Raw genomic sequence first — 14,266 nt, forward strand, 5'->3', positions numbered from 1 at the left:
GAACCGCCGGGTCGCAGCAACCGCCGCGTCAGACGAGCACCCCCGCGCGTCAGACGAGCGCCCCCGCGCGTCTGACGAGCGGCCCGTGGCGCGTCAGACGAGCGACACCCGCGCCGCCCGCACCTCCGCCACCCGATCGAGGATCGCGTCGAGCACCGGCATCCGGTCGAACTGCCGCGCGTGCGCCAGCGCCTGCTCCGCCATCGACTCCCGCTCCACGTCGGACATGCCCAGCACCGCCCGGTCCAGGGCCGCCGCCAGCGCCGGCGGGTCCGCCGGCGGCACGATCAGCGCGGTGTCGCCGACCGCCTCGCCGATCCCGCCGACGTCCGTGGTGATCACCGGTCCGCCGCCGGACAGCATCGACTCGACCAGGGCGATGCCGAACGTCTCGGTGAACTCGGGCATCGACTTGCTCGGTAGGGCGAAGGCCCGCGCACCCGCCATCAGGTGCGCCTTCTCGTCGTCGTCCACGTCGTGCAGGAACCGGATCCGCCCCGCCACCGCGGTCGTCGCCGCCAGGGTGTGCAGCGCCTCGGCCTGCGGTCCGTTGCCGGCGACCACCAGCTCCACCGACCCGGCCGAGCGGCTGGCGGCGTACGCCTCGATCAGGTCGTCCACCCCCTTGGCGTGCGCCAGCCGCGAGAGGTAGAGCACGTACCCGCCGCGCGTCAGCCCACGCGCGGCGAGCACCGCGTCGGTGAGGCCGTCGTCCCGCGCCCGGTACGCGGCGACGTCGATCGCGGGGTAGCTGACGTGGACCCGCTCCTCGCACTGCGCCGCGAACCGGGTGCCGTGCTTGGCGTCGATGGCGCGGGCCTCGCCGACGATCATGTCGCGGGTGTACCGGGACACGGCGAGGCACACGTCGTGGTCCAGGTAGCTGGCTAGCACCTGCGCCGCGGCCCCGAACCGGTCCTCCTCGACGCACGCGCGCACGACGTTGGTCACGTCCGACCCGACCGCCTCCGCGACCGTCACCACGTCCACCGGCAGGCCGGTCGACCGGGCGATCCGCACCGCATCGGCCACCGCCGTGGCGTGCGGTGACAGGTACAGCGACATCGCCACCGTCGGCACGCCGTCGGTGAACAGCTCGACCAGCCGGCCGGTCAGCCCCGCCAGCCACCGACCGTCCGGCACCTTGTAGTCGCCCACCGGACCGGGCCGCTCCACGGTGATGCCGTCGCTGTACGGCAGCACGCCGTCGAGCGGTTTGAGGGGCAGGCCGGCGCGCTGCAGCACGTCGAGCGGCCAGGTGACGATGCGCACGTCGTCGAACCCGCGCTGCAGAGCCGCCTCGGCGAGGTTGCGTGCCTCGCCGGAGTGCCCGCAGATCACCGGGTCGGCGCGCACCACCAGCACCAGCCGCCGCGTCGGCGTGCGACGGGGGGTCGCGCCGTCCGGAACCGTGCTCATGCCGCTCCTCCTGGCCGGACCACCGGCGTCGACAGGGTCGGCGGTCCGGAGCTGGTCGTCAGCGGCACCGGCGAGCGGGACGACGGCGGTCGGCTCGCCAGGTCGGTGCCCCAGCCGTTGGGCTCAACGCCGAGCCGAACCCGCAGGTGCCCGCCGCGGTGCACCTCGTGCCCGCTGAGCCACGACCGGTCCAGCGGCCGACCGTTGAAGACGATGCCCTGCACGTACTGCGCGGGGCCGCCGGGCTCCGGCTCCCGGAACCCCTCCGTCTCGATGGTCAGCGAACGCCCTCCGACCTCCAGCGCCGCGGCCCGCCACGACGGGGCGTTCACCAGGAACCGGTTCTGCCCGGCCACCGGGAACAGCCCCAGGCTGGCCCACACGTACCAGGACGAGAGGCCGCCGGAGTCGTCGTTGCCGGGCAGCCCGCCGCGGCCGGTGCCGAACTGGTTCAGCACCACGTCGTGCACCACCTGCGCCGTCCGGTCGGGCCGGCCGGCCCAGTGGTACGCGTACGGCGCCTCCATGTCCGGCTCGTTGTTCAGGCCCTCGAACCTGTCCAGCCGGTAGCCGGCCGCCATCTCCGCCAGCTCGGGCTGCAGCCCCGGCTGCACCACGGGCGGTGCGCCGAACCCGAAGAACCGGTCGAGCAGCCGGACGAAGGCGTCGTCACCGCCGGCCAGCGCGATCCGCCCCGCCATGTCGTGCAGCAGCCGGAACGAGTAGTTCCACTTGCCGCCCTCGTAGTACGTCGAGTCGTGCAGCAGGCCCGTCGCCGGGTCGAAGGCGTTGGCCCAACGGTCGGCGAGCGGCGCGAACTGCTCGACGAGGGCCCGGTCGCCCACGTGGGCGGCGACGTAGGCCGTGCACCAGTAGCCGAACGCCAGGTCCAGCGTGTGGCTGACGGGCTGCGCCAGCCCGCGCAGCAGGAAGTCCTCGCCGTAGGTGCGCCGCAGGTCGTTGTGCATGTGCACCAGCGCCCAGTCCCAGTCGACGCCGGGCAGCCCCAGCTGGCACACGTCGGCCAGGAAGGTGTGGGCCAGCGCCGAGCCCTGCCGGGAGAACTGGTCGGCGCCCCGCGCCATCCGGTACCCGATCGGCAGGTTGCCCTCCTCCTCCGCGATCTGGATCAGCGCGTTGGCCAGGGCGACGGCCTTGTGCGGCCGTAGGGCCGTGATCAGGGGCAGCTGCGTGCGGTAGATGTCCCACATCGTCGCGATGTCGAACACGAACGGTCCGGCCGTGGGCCAGAACGGCGACTCGTCCATCGCCAGGCACGGCTTGATCAGCGAGTGGTAGACGGCGGTCGACAGCACCGTCTGCCGCGCGCTCGACGGCGTGTCCACCTGCACGCCGTCCAGGTGCTCGCGCCAGTCGGCGGCCGTCGCGGCCCGCCGGACGGTGAAGCTGCGCGGCCCCGGCCCGCAGTCGTGCTCGAGGTTGACCTTCGCCTGCTCCACGCCGCGCAGCGAGAACCCGAACCGCACCTCGACCACCTGGCCCGGCTCCGCGCGCCCGGCCCACATCAGCCCGAACGGGCGCAGGGTGGTCGGCCGGATCCGGTCGAAGTCCAGCCGGGTGCCGCCGGGCATCAGCCGACGGTCGTACCAGAGCATCTGCCGCCAGGCGCCGGGTGCGTCGCACTCCACGTGCACCGCCAGCGGCGCCCCCTCGACCACGATCTCGCCGTGCGCGACCCCGGGTGCCACCGTCTCCAGCCGAGCCCGCAACGGCACCGTCCGGCCGTAGGGGATGATCAGCCCGCCCATCGAGAAGTCGATCACCACGCGGGCGTCGCGGTGGGCCGGGAACGTGTACCGGTGCACGGCGCTCTTGGGCCCGACCGTCAGCTCGCAGTGGATGCCCGACCCCAGCGTCGCCGAGTAGTAGCCGGGCTCCGCCTGCTCGTCGACCACGTCCCACAACGACCCCAGGTCGTCCAGCGGCTGCAGCATCGGGGTGACGCGGAAGTAGTTGTAGTACTTGCGGATCGCACCGGTCCCGGACTGCTGGAAGTGCGTGAACCCGCTGGCCACCTGCCGGTCGTACAGCGGTACCGGCAGGCCCTCGGTGCCCAGGTCGTAGCGGCCGTAGCCGGTGGGGTAGGCGCCCGAGTAGGCGCACGCCGACACCATGCCGAGCGGGTACGTGGCGCCGGGGTGCGTGTTGCCCACCTGCGGCTTGGGCCACCACCACGTGGCGGCCAGGCCCTGCGGCTGCGGGAGCTGGGTGGCCTCCGTGCCGATGAACGGGTCGACGTGCTCGAACACGCGGTACCCCTCTCCTCGAGCCGCATCGTGCCTGATCGGCGGAGGTTACGGCAGGGGGGTGACGGGCAGGTTGCGACGACGCGTCTGGACGACGGCGACGCGGCCCACCGGTCCCGGCGCAGGCTCCCTCAGGCGCCGCCCGGGAACCCGATCCGCCGCCACGCCTCGTAGGTCGCCACCGCGGCAGCGTTGGACAGGTTCATCGACCGCCGCCCGGGCAGCATCGGGATCCGGACCCGGTCGGTCAGCCGCGGGTCCTCCTGGACCTCCGGCGGCAGGCCGGTCGGCTCGGCGCCGAACAGCAGCGCGTCGCCGTCCTGCCAGTCCACGTCCGTGTACCAGCGCTGCGCACCGGTGGTGAACGCGAACACTCTCCTCAGACCGGCCAGCGCATGGTCCAGGTCGGGGTGCACCACCACCTGCGCGAGGTCGTGGTAGTCCAGGCCGGCTCGTCGCAACCGCGGCTCGTCCAGCTCGAACCCCAGCGGCTCCACCAGGTGCAGCACCGCCCCGGTGCCGGACACCATGCGGATCGCGTTGCCGGTGTTCCCGGCGATGCGGGGCTCGTGGAAGACGACGTGCAGCACGGGCCGATGCTGCCACGGGGCAGCCGTCGCGACCGGCGCCGCCGTCCCGGGCACCGCCACCGGCCGGCCGGCTGCCGGCGGGCGCCGTCGGCACCGGTCGCTAGCCTGGTCGTGCACCCCTGCCGTCGACGGCCGCTCGTGGCCGTCGGTGCGCCACCCGAGAGGATCGCCGTCGATGCCCACGCCGTACGCCGCCGCCGAGAACCGGTACGACTCCATGACCTACCGGCGCACCGGCCGCAGCGGGCTGGACCTGCCGGCGGTCTCGTTGGGTCTGTGGCACAACTTCGGTGACGCCAGCCCGTACGGCCGCCAGCTCGAGGTGCTGCACACCGCCCTCGACCTCGGCATCACCCACCTGGACGCCGCGAACAACTACGGCCCGGGCCCCGGTTCGGCGGAGACCAACCTCGGCCGCGCGCTCGCGGCCGACCTGGCGGCGTACCGGGACGAGCTGGTGATCTCGACCAAGGCCGGTTACCCGATGTGGACGGGCCCCTACCAGGACGGCGGCTCGCGCAAGTACCTGCTGTCCTCGCTGGACGCGTCGCTGCAGCGCCTCGGCCTCGACTACGTCGACATCTTCTACCACCACCGTCCGGATCCCAGCACGCCGCTGGAGGAGACGATGGGCGCGCTGGCCAGCGCCGTGACCAGCGGGAAGGCGCTCTACGTCGGCGTCTCCAACTACTCGCCGTCGCAGACCCGCGCAGCCCACGCACTGCTGGCGGACATGGGCGTGCGGCTGCTGATCCACCAGCCCAGCTACTCGATGTTCAACCGGCACGTGGAGAACGTGGCGCCGGGGGAGACCGAGTCGCTGCTCGACGTGGTGGGCGACCTCGGCATCGGCACCATCGTGTTCTCGCCGCTCGCGCAGGGGCTGCTCACCGACCGGTACCTGTCCGGCGAGGTGCCCGCCGACTCCCGCGCCGCGACCGGCCGGTTCCTGTCGGCGTCGAACCTCACCGACACCTACCTGCAGCGCGCCCGGGCCCTGAACGAGTTCGCGCAGGGTCGCGACCAGACGCTGGCGCAGCTCGCGGTGTCGTGGGTGCTGCGCGACCAGCGGATCACCTCGGCCCTGGTCGGGGCCAGCTCGGCCGAGCAGCTGCGCTCGAACGTCGCCGCGCTGACGGCCCCACCGCTGACGGACGAGGAGATCGCCACGCTGGAGCAGTGGGCGGTCGACGGCACCGGCCGCAGCTGACGCTCAGCCGGTGTGGACGGCCCAGCCGTTCGGCGGCACGGACCCGGCGTCGGCCCACGCCGGGTCGCTGGCCGCAAGCCGTGCCCCGGCGGGTGCGGGCACCGGCTCGGTGCCGAGGTTCAGCGCGAGGGTCAGCGCCTCACCACCACCGCGAGACGTGACGGTGATCCGCGCCGCCGTGTTCGACAGCTCGGACACGCCGACCGACCCGTCCACCAGCCAGGGGTGCCGCCGGCGAAGCCCGAACAGCTCCTGGTGCACGCGGTAGACCGGCAGCCCGATCGGCGACAGCTCGTCCGGTGACGCCGGGAACGCCGGCCGGATCTCGTCGTCCCCGCCGACGCGCTCCTCCTTGACGCCGCGGAACCCGTGCTCGTCACCCGCGTACACCGACGGGATGCCGGGCAGCAGGGCCAGCAGCGCGACGGTGTGGGTCAGCAGCTCGGCCGGGACGGTCGACGCGATCCGCGTGACGTCGTGGTTGCCGACAAACGTCTGCGGCAGGAACGTGGCGACCAGCTCGTCGTGCCGGCCGAGCGTCCAGGCCAGCTCCCACAGGTTGCGGTCGACCAGCGAGCTCCAGATCGCCTTCCACAGCTCGTACTGCGTCACCGAGTCGAGCCCGGACTCCGCGACGTACTCCGCGTAGTCGCCGTGGATCATCTCGCCGAGGAACCACGCCTCCGGGTGCCGCGCGCGCACCCCGGGCAGCACCGCCGCCCAGAACGACGCCGGCACGGCGTACGCCGCGTCGAGCCGCCACCCGTCGACGCCCCGGTCCAGCCAGTGGGTCATCACGTCCCCGACGTACGCGCGCACGCGCTCGTCGTCGTGGTTCAGCGCCACCAGCGCGCCGTGCCCCTCGAACGTCGCCGGCCGGTCCCCGTCCCACCGGACCAGCCGTCCGGCCACGCTCGTCGGCCCGCCGGTCACGGCGTCCCGCACCCACGGGTGCTCGGCCGACACGTGGTTGAACACCCCGTCCAGCAGCACCCGGACGCCGCGCGCGTGCGCCGCCGCGATCAGCTCGTCCAGCTGCTCGTCCCCGCCGAGCCGGGCGTCCACCCGCAGGTGGTCGAGGGTGTCGTAGCCGTGCGTCGCCGAGTGGAACACCGGCCCCAGCAGCAGCCCGTTCGCCCCGAACCCCACCAGGTGGTCCAGCCACCCGACCAGGTGCCGCAGCCCGCGCCCCGGCGTCGCGGACGACCCGTCGGTCGCCGCCCCGGTGAAGCCGAGCGGGTACACGTGCCACCAGATGGCGTGCCGCGCCCACGAGTCCGCAGCCATCTCAGCCCTCCAGCGCGGCGAGCAGCCCGGCGCCGTACCGTTCGAGCTTCGCAGCCCCGACCCCGCCGATCCCGGCCAGCTCGTCCAGGTCCGCCGGCCGCCGCGTCACCACGTCCCGCAGCGTCGCGTCGTGGAACACCACGTACGCCGGCACGCCCTGCTCCTTGGCCACCCCGGCCCGCCACGCACGCAGCCGCTCGAACACCGCCTGCGCCTCGTCGTCCAGCTCCGGCACGCCCGCGCCACCCGCCGCCCGGCCTCCGGCGGCACCGCCTCGCGCCCGCGACCGACCCGCCCGAGGCGCCTCCCGCCGCAGCCGGACCTCTCGCTCACCCCGCAGCACGTCGGCGCTGCCGTCGGTCAGCCGCAGGGTGCCGTACCCGTCCGTGTCCACCGACAGCAGCTCGGCGGCGAGCAGCTGCCGCACCACGCCGCGCCACTCGACGTCCGAGAGGTCCCCGCCGATGCCGAACGTGGACAGCTCACCGTGACCCAGGCTGCGCACCCGCTCGGTCTCCTTGCCGCGCAGGATGTCCACCACGTGCCCGACGCCGTACCGCTGCCCCCGCTGCTCGAGCCGGACCACGGTGGACAGCAGCTTCTGCGCCGGCACCGTCCCGTCCCACGTCTCGGGCGGGGCCAGGCACGTGTCGCAGTTGCCGCACGGCTCCGACGCCTGCCCGAAGTACGAGAGCAGCTGCACGCGCCGGCAGTCGGCCGTCTCGCAGAGCGCCAGCATCGCGTCGAGGTGCTGGGTCAGCCGCCGCCGGTGGGCGGCGTCCCCCTCGGAGCCGTCGATCAGCCGCCGCTGCTGCACCACGTCGGCCAGCCCGTACGCCAGCCACGCGGTGGACGGCAGCCCGTCACGTCCAGCCCGCCCGGTCTCCTGGTAGTACCCCTCGACGGACTTGGGCAGGTCCAGGTGCGCGACGAACCGCACGTCCGGCTTGTCGATGCCCATGCCGAACGCGATGGTCGCCACCATCACCAGCCCGTCCTCGCGCAGGAACCGTGCCTGGTTGCGCGCCCGTACCGCCCGGTCCAGGCCCGCGTGGTACGGCAGTGCGGCGATGCCCTGCCCGACGAGGAACTCCGCCGTCTGCTCCACCGACGCCCTGGTCAGGCAGTAGACGATGCCCGAGTCCCCGGGGTGCTCGGTCCGCAGCAGCTGCAGCAGCTGGGCCCGCGGGTTGTCCTTCGGCACGATCCGGTAGCGGATGTTGGGCCGGTCGAAGCTCGCGACGAAGTCCCGCGCCGCACCGAGGGACAGCCGGTGCCGGATCTCGGCGTGCGTCGCGGCCGTCGCCGTGGCTGTCAGGGCGACCCGCGGCACGTCCGGCCAGCGCTCGTGCAGCAGCGACAGCTGCAGGTAGTCCGGCCGGAAGTCGTGCCCCCACTGGGACACGCAGTGCGCCTCGTCGATGGCGAACAGCGCCACCCGTCCGCGGTCCAGCAGGTCGAGGGTGTCCGGCGCGGTCAGCCGCTCCGGTGCGAGGTACAGCAGGTCGAGCTCACCGGCCAGGAACGCCCGTTCGGTGTCCCGACGAGCCGTCGGGTCCTGCGTCGAGTTGAGGAACCCCGCCCGCACCCCCAGCGCCGACAGGGCGTCCACCTGGTCCTGCATCAGGGCGATCAGCGGGGAGACGACGACGCCGGTGCCCTCCCTGACCAGGGACGGGACCTGGTAGCACAGCGACTTGCCGCCGCCGGTGGGCATCAGCACGATCGCGTCGCCGCCGGCCACGACGTGGTCGATCACCTCGGCCTGGGCGCCGCGGAACTCGTCGTACCCCCACACGGTGCGCAGCACGTCGAGCGGGGTCTGCGACGTCAGCTGCACCAGCCCACCCTACGAGTGACCCCCGACAACGGGACGCCCGGCTGCCCACAGGCCCGCGCCCCCGGGTGGCCGGACCCGTCGGCCGTTGTCCGGCCCGACGCCTCCCCGAGCACGCCCGACGGTCCGTAGGGTGGCCGCATGGGTATCGCACTGGTCACCGGCGCGAGCGCCGGCCTCGGTCTCGAGTTCGCCTGGCAGCTGGCCACCGCGCGGCACGACGTGGTGCTCGTGGCCCGTGACGAGGACCGGCTGCGCCGCCTCGCCGCCCAGCTCGAGGCGGCCGCGGGTGTGCGTGCCGAGGTGCTGGTCGCGGACCTGTCCGTCCGTGCCGACCTCGAGCGCGTCGCCGACCGGCTGCGGGACGACGAGCGTCCCGTCGGCCTGCTGGTCAACAACGCCGGCTTCGGGCTGGCGCAGGAGTTCGTCGGCGGTGACGTCGCCCGCGAGGAGTACGCGCTCGACGTGATGGTGCGCGCCGTCATGGTGCTGTCCCACGCGGCGGCCGAGGCGATGGTCCGACGTGGCCGCGGCGCCATCCTCAACGTGGGATCCGTGGCCGGCCTGCTCGCTTCCGGCACGTACTCGGCGCACAAGGCCTGGGTCCGCTCGTTCACCGAGGGTCTCGCGGTGGAGCTGCAGGGGACGGGCGTCACCGCCACCGTCGTCCAGCCGGGCTTCGTGCACACGGAGTTCCACGAGCGCGGCGGCATCGACGTCTCGATGTTCCCGGACGTGACCTTCCTCAACCCGGAGGACGTCGTCGCGGCCGCGCTGGCCGACGTCCGTCGCGGCGTGGTCCTCTCCACGCCGAGCCTGCGCTACCGCGCCGCGGCCGCGGTCGCCCGCATCGCGCCGCGGTCGGCGATCCGTGCCTTCGGCCGCTACCGCAAGTCGCTGCAGGACCCGGGCGACGGGGCGTCGGAGCAGCGCTCCGGCGACGAGCCCCAGGTGTCCGACCGCTCCTGACCGGCCCTGCCCGTCCGAAGCCCTCGACCGACGCCGACACCCGTGGTCGACCCCAGCACGCGGTACCTGGTCACGTACGTCGTGCTGGCCGCGCTCGTGCTGGTCGGCGCGGTGCGGGCCGTCCCCCGCTGGGTGGTCCGCCGACGCCTGCGCGCGTGGGCCAAGGGGTGCGGCTGGTGGTACGTCGCACGGGACGACTCCTGGACGACGATCAGCAGGGAGCCGCCGTTCGGCCGCGGTCCCGGCGTCCACGCCGACGACGTGGTGCACGGTGTCTTCGAGGGCGTGCCCGTCACGTCGTTCGACCTGCGGACCACCCTCTGGCTCGGCTATGCCCGGCACACCGTCCATCGCCACGCGGTGGTCCTCCGGCTGCCGGCCCCGCTCCCTGTGGTCCAGGTCCGGCCGGAGGGCCTCGGCTCGGCGGTCGACGCCTTGCGCGGCGAGGAGGACCTCGACGCGGAGTCCGACGAGTTCAACCGGGCGTTCCGCGTCTCGTGCGAGGACCCGAGCACCGCCTCGGCCGTGCTGCACCCCCGCCTGATCGAGCGGCTGCTGCGGCCTGACGCCCGTGACGTCGCCTGGCGGACCGACGGCCACTGGCTGGTGTCCTGGACGCTGGGTGGCATCGACGTCGACGCGATGGCGGCGCGCGCGGGCCTGCTCACCGCGATCCTCGCCTCCGTCCCCCGGCACGTCTGGCACGACCACGGCTACGACCCGCCGCTCGTGGCGCCGCCGCGGCCCGCACCGGGACCCCAGCTGCCCAGGATCGACGCCGAACCACCGCGGGATACGACGACTGGTTACCCTGGCGACCCGTGAGCCCCGACGCACCGACCGGCCCCGTCTCCACCCGCGACCAGCTGCGCGACCTGATCCGTGACCTCGCCGTCGTGCACGGCCGCGTCACGCTCGCGTCCGGCCGGGAGGCCGACTACTACGTCGACCTTCGCCGCGTGACGCTGCACCACCGCGCCGCCCCGCTGATCGGCCACGTGCTGCTGGACCGCCTCGAGGAGGTCGGCCTGGGCCCGGGCGAGATCGACGCCACCGGCGGCCTGACGCTCGGCGCCGACCCCGTGGCCACGTCGCTCCTGCATGCCGCCGCGAGCCGGGGCCTGGACCTCGATGCCTTCGTCGTCCGCAAGGAGGCCAAGGCGCACGGCATGCAGCGCCGCATCGAGGGCCCGGACATCGCCGGCCGCCGCGTGGTGGTGGTCGAGGACACGTCCACGACCGGCGGCTCGGTGGCCACGGCCGTCGAGGCGGTGCGCGAGGCCGGTGCCGAGGTGCGGGGGGTGGCCGTCCTGGTCGACCGCGACACCGGCGCCCGAGAGAAGATCGAGGCCCTCGGCGTGCCCTACCACTACCTGTACGGCCTGGCCGACCTCGGCCTCGCCTGACCCGCCACCTCACGTCCGGTACCTCGCGTGTCGATGCCCCGGTCGTGAGACGTGACGGTGGCGGCCCCCGACGCTGGCAGGTCAGCGCCGTGCGCGTGCTGGCGCTCTTCGGGCTGCTCTCGATGGGGCTGCCGGTGCTCTGGGTGATCAGCGACCTGATCCTGGGCGCCCTCGTCGGGGCGCTGGGCGGGGACGCCGACGGCCGGAGCGTGGGCGTGCTCGCCTGGGTCCTGGCGGTGGTGCTGTTCCTGCCACTTGCCTGGCTGGCGTTCCGGACGAACCTCGAGGGCGTCGCTCTCGGCCGCCGGGCCGTGCGCGGCTGGGCCGAGTCGCGCGGCTGGTCCACCGGAGCGGTTCCCGAGCTGTTCGAGGACCGCTGGGAGTCACCGCCGTTCGCCACCACACGGTCCCAGGTCCTGAACCTGATCAGCCGCACCGACGGGCGCGGCACGGTGTTCTCGATGACCTACGTGATCGACGACGTGCCCCGGCACGTCGTGACGACGACGCGCCCCTTCGACGGGCCGCCCGTACGACTGGTTCCCCGGACCCTGCTGCGCGCCGCGGTCGATGCCGTCGGTGCCCAGGAGATCTCCACGGAGTGGGCCGACTTCAACTCGCGCTGGTCCATCCTCTCCGCCGACCCGAGGCACGCCCTGGCGATGGTCCATCCCCGCGTGATGGAGCGACTGATGACGGTCGACGACCCGACGCTGGAGGTGCTGTTCGAAGCGGGGGACGTCGTCGTGCACAGGCCGGGGCGGATCGCGCTGAGCCGGGTGTCGCCCATGGCGCAGCTCGTCGTGGACCTCGCGGAGCTGGTGCCGGTCTACGTGCTGGACGACAACCCGCCGCTGCCCGGCGGCGCGACACGGCGTCAGCTGCGGCAGATGTACCGCCTGCGTCCGGAAGGCTGGCGACCGTGACCGGCAACTGGGTCTTCTGGCTGGTCGTGCTGCTCAGCGTCGCCGCGACGGCCGGGCAGGCGTGGCTGCGCGTGCAGAACCGGCGGCGGCTGAAGGTGTGGGCGCAGGCCACCGGCTGGCAGTACGCGGAGCGCTACGACCAGTGGACGACGATCTCGTCGTCCCATCCCTTCGGCCAGGGACGCGACCGCCGGGCGTGCGACGTCGTCCAGGGGTCCTTCGAGGCGCACCCCGCGGTCGCCTTCGACTACCGCTGGACCACCGGCCAGGGCAAGAACCGGCAGGTGCACCACGCGCACGTGGTCGCGCTGCGGCTGCCGGCGTACCTGCCCACCCTCCAGGTGATACCCGAGGGCCTGGGCACGGTGCTGGCGCACCTGGTCGGCGCGCAGGACATGCAGTTCGAGTCCGAGGACTTCAACCGCGCCTACCGGGTCATCGCCGGCGACCTGCGCACCGCCACCGACGTGATCAACCCCCGGCTCATGGAGCGGCTGCTGCGCGGCGACGCGCGCGGGGTGTCGTGGCGCATCGACGGGATCTGGATCCTGTCATGGCAGGCCGGCGGCTGGGACCTCGACTCGCTCGCCGCACGACTCGGTGTGCTGGCCGCCGTCGTCCGCGCCGTTCCCCGCCACGTGTGGCAGGACCACGGCTACGATCCGCTCACCGACAGCACCCCTGGAGAGGCCGTCCTGTGAACCCCGTGTCCGTCGTCCTGATCGTGATCGCGGCGATCGTCGTCCTGCTCCTGCTGTGGGCGGTGGCGCAGTACAACGGCCTGGTCCGGCTGCGCAACCTGGTGCAGGAGGCCTGGCGGCAGATCGACGTCGAGCTGCACCGCCGGCACGACCTGATCCCCAACCTCGTCGAGACGGTCAAGGGCTACGCCGCCCACGAGCGCGCGGTGTTCGACGAGGTCGCCCGGGCGCGCGCCGCCGCCTCCGGCCCCGCGGCCGGCCCGGCCCAGCAGGCCCAGCAGGAGAACGCGCTGACCGCCGCGCTCGGACGGCTGTTCGCGGTGGCCGAGGCCTACCCGGTGCTGCGGGCCAGCGAGAACTTCCAGCAGCTGCAGGCCGAGCTGTCCAACACGGAGGACCGGATCGCGGCCGGCCGCCGGTTCTACAACGCCAACGTGCGGGCGTTGAACACCAAGGTCGAGACGTTCCCGTCGAACGTGATCGCCGGCATGTTCGGCTTCACGCGGGCGGAGTACTTCGAGGTGGACGACCCGCAGGTCCGCCAGGCGCCGACCGTCAGCTTCTGATCCGCCTAGAAGGAGTACGTCGCGACGTGCTCCTGGGACGGGTGCGGTAGCGACGGGTCGCGCAGCGAGGGCAGCAGGTGCAGGAGCGGGTCGACGAAGCCCCGCCGCGGGTCCAGCACGCCGGCGTCCGCCAACCGGTCGAGCAGGTGGCCCACCTGCTCGGCGGGGATGCCCAGGTCGACGGCGATCTCCGCCGGCTCGACGAACCGCCCGGTGGTGCTGCACACCGCGACGAACAGCCGCTCGATCGGGCAGGGTGCGGACCCGTCGCCGATGCACACGTCCCGCCGCAGCCCCTCGGCGAGCAGGTCGACGAACGCCGTGCTGACGTCCCCGAGGTCCCGCCGCTCGGCCACGGCCCGCGCGAAACCGCCGTACCGCAGGTACTCCTCGCGCACCGTGCGGGCGTCCGCCCCCGGCTGGGCGCCGAGCAGCTCGGCCAGGGTCGACGGGCGCAGCGAGCGCACGGTCGCGGCACCCTCCCAGCCGGCCTGGACGCGCTCCACCGCTGCACCGCCGAGGGACGCCGTCACCAGCACCCGGACGCCCGGCACCGGCGTCGCCAGCACGTCGGCCCAGTCGCCGCACGCCGACGCCTCGTCCAGGACCACCAACCGGGGCTGGTCGCACGCCGGCGCGCCCACCCGCGTCGGCCGCCGCAGGGCGTTGTCCAGGTCCTGGGCGTCCAGCGCGGGGCGGTCGGGGAACGGGTCGTCGGGCGTCGCCTCGACCGGTACCCACAGCACCGCACGGGCGTCCAGGTCCGGCTCGGCGAGCGCCTGGACCACGGCGTCCTTCGCGGCCGTCGTCTTGCCCACGCCGCGCGGGCCCACGAGCACGGTCGCCGTCCCGGCGGGGGTGTGCGCGACGTCGGACAGCGCGGCCCGGCCGGCGAGCGTGCCGGTCAGCCACTCGTGCCGTGCGCGCTGTGCGAGGTGCACGTCGTCCACTGCCCAGGAGACCCGCGTGCGGCGGGACCACCACGGGTTGGCGGCGCGGAGCACCTGTGCCAGCTCGCTGTGTCGCATCCTCCTGAGGGTGCTACCCGGGAGTAGCGATCGGCGGGGACGAAGGGCCCGTCCGGGCCG

The 14,266-nt window shown here is 73.8% G+C and carries 13 protein-coding genes; 7 read left to right on the top strand and 6 right to left on the bottom strand.

The window, feature by feature from the left end; genetic code table 11:
* Positions 1-93 precede the first annotated feature (93 nt).
* From ACFQTY_RS08795 to ACFQTY_RS08805, 3 genes are all read right to left on the bottom strand, one after another.
* Positions 94-1,419, bottom strand: a complete 1,326-nt coding sequence (locus ACFQTY_RS08795; RefSeq protein WP_378099491.1) for a glycosyltransferase — start codon at positions 1,417-1,419, stop codon at positions 94-96.
* Positions 1,416-3,689 (bottom strand): glycoside hydrolase domain-containing protein, encoded by a 2,274-nt coding sequence (locus tag ACFQTY_RS08800; RefSeq protein ID WP_378099493.1) that lies wholly within the window; start codon positions 3,687-3,689, stop codon positions 1,416-1,418. Before ACFQTY_RS08800 ends, ACFQTY_RS08795 begins: the two co-directional genes overlap by 4 nt.
* Positions 3,690-3,817: 128 nt before the next feature.
* A complete protein-coding gene (locus tag ACFQTY_RS08805) occupies positions 3,818-4,276 on the bottom strand; it encodes a tRNA (cytidine(34)-2'-O)-methyltransferase (protein WP_378099495.1) in 459 nt (152 codons plus the stop codon).
* Positions 4,277-4,451: 175 nt separating this feature from the next.
* Here ACFQTY_RS08805 and ACFQTY_RS08810 point away from each other — a divergent pair, with 175 nt between their 5' ends.
* The gene (locus ACFQTY_RS08810; RefSeq protein ID WP_291761252.1) at positions 4,452-5,486 is read left to right on the top strand and encodes an aldo/keto reductase; all 1,035 of its coding nucleotides are present in this window, start codon (positions 4,452-4,454) and stop codon (positions 5,484-5,486) included.
* A gap of 3 nt (positions 5,487-5,489) precedes the next feature.
* On the opposite strand, the gene ACFQTY_RS08815 is transcribed toward ACFQTY_RS08810, so the two are convergent.
* Both ACFQTY_RS08815 and recQ read right to left on the bottom strand, forming a co-directional pair.
* Positions 5,490-6,773, bottom strand: a complete 1,284-nt coding sequence (locus ACFQTY_RS08815; RefSeq protein ID WP_378099497.1) for an alpha-amylase family glycosyl hydrolase — start codon at positions 6,771-6,773, stop codon at positions 5,490-5,492.
* A 1-nt stretch (position 6,774) separates the two neighbouring features.
* Positions 6,775-8,613 carry a DNA helicase RecQ gene (recQ, locus tag ACFQTY_RS08820; RefSeq protein ID WP_378099499.1) on the bottom strand — a complete coding sequence of 613 codons (1,839 nt, stop codon included), beginning with the start codon at positions 8,611-8,613 and terminating at the stop codon, positions 6,775-6,777.
* A 138-nt stretch (positions 8,614-8,751) separates the two neighbouring features.
* Here recQ and ACFQTY_RS08825 point away from each other — a divergent pair, with 138 nt between their 5' ends.
* From ACFQTY_RS08825 to ACFQTY_RS08850, 6 genes are read left to right on the top strand one after another with little or no spacing between them, the layout of a single operon-like run.
* Entirely contained in the window at positions 8,752-9,579 is an 828-nt protein-coding gene (locus tag ACFQTY_RS08825; protein WP_378099501.1) for an SDR family NAD(P)-dependent oxidoreductase, read from the top strand.
* A gap of 42 nt (positions 9,580-9,621) precedes the next feature.
* Positions 9,622-10,404, top strand: a complete 783-nt coding sequence (locus ACFQTY_RS08830) for a hypothetical protein (RefSeq protein WP_378099503.1) — start codon at positions 9,622-9,624, stop codon at positions 10,402-10,404.
* A complete protein-coding gene (gene pyrE, locus ACFQTY_RS08835; protein WP_291761263.1) occupies positions 10,401-10,985 on the top strand; it encodes an orotate phosphoribosyltransferase in 585 nt (194 codons plus the stop codon). Before ACFQTY_RS08830 ends, pyrE begins: the two co-directional genes overlap by 4 nt.
* 44 nt (positions 10,986-11,029) lie before the next feature.
* Positions 11,030-11,911, top strand: a complete 882-nt coding sequence (locus ACFQTY_RS08840; RefSeq protein WP_378099505.1) for a hypothetical protein — start codon at positions 11,030-11,032, stop codon at positions 11,909-11,911.
* On the top strand, positions 11,908-12,612 hold the full coding sequence (locus ACFQTY_RS08845; protein WP_378099507.1) for a hypothetical protein: 705 nt from the start codon (positions 11,908-11,910) through the stop codon (positions 12,610-12,612). Before ACFQTY_RS08840 ends, ACFQTY_RS08845 begins: the two co-directional genes overlap by 4 nt.
* Before the next feature lie 5 nt (positions 12,613-12,617).
* Positions 12,618-13,178, top strand: coding sequence for a LemA family protein (locus ACFQTY_RS08850; protein ID WP_378099509.1), 561 nt, complete (start codon positions 12,618-12,620; stop codon positions 13,176-13,178).
* A 5-nt stretch (positions 13,179-13,183) separates the two neighbouring features.
* Here ACFQTY_RS08850 and ACFQTY_RS08855 read toward each other — a convergent pair whose 3' ends face one another.
* Positions 13,184-14,206 carry an AAA family ATPase gene (locus tag ACFQTY_RS08855; protein ID WP_378099511.1) on the bottom strand — a complete coding sequence of 341 codons (1,023 nt, stop codon included), beginning with the start codon at positions 14,204-14,206 and terminating at the stop codon, positions 13,184-13,186.
* Between the last annotated feature and the right edge of the window lie 60 nt (positions 14,207-14,266).

This window comes from Cellulomonas sp. T2.31MG-18 (genome assembly GCF_964266755.1).
GTDB lineage: Bacteria > Actinomycetota > Actinomycetes > Actinomycetales > Cellulomonadaceae > Cellulomonas.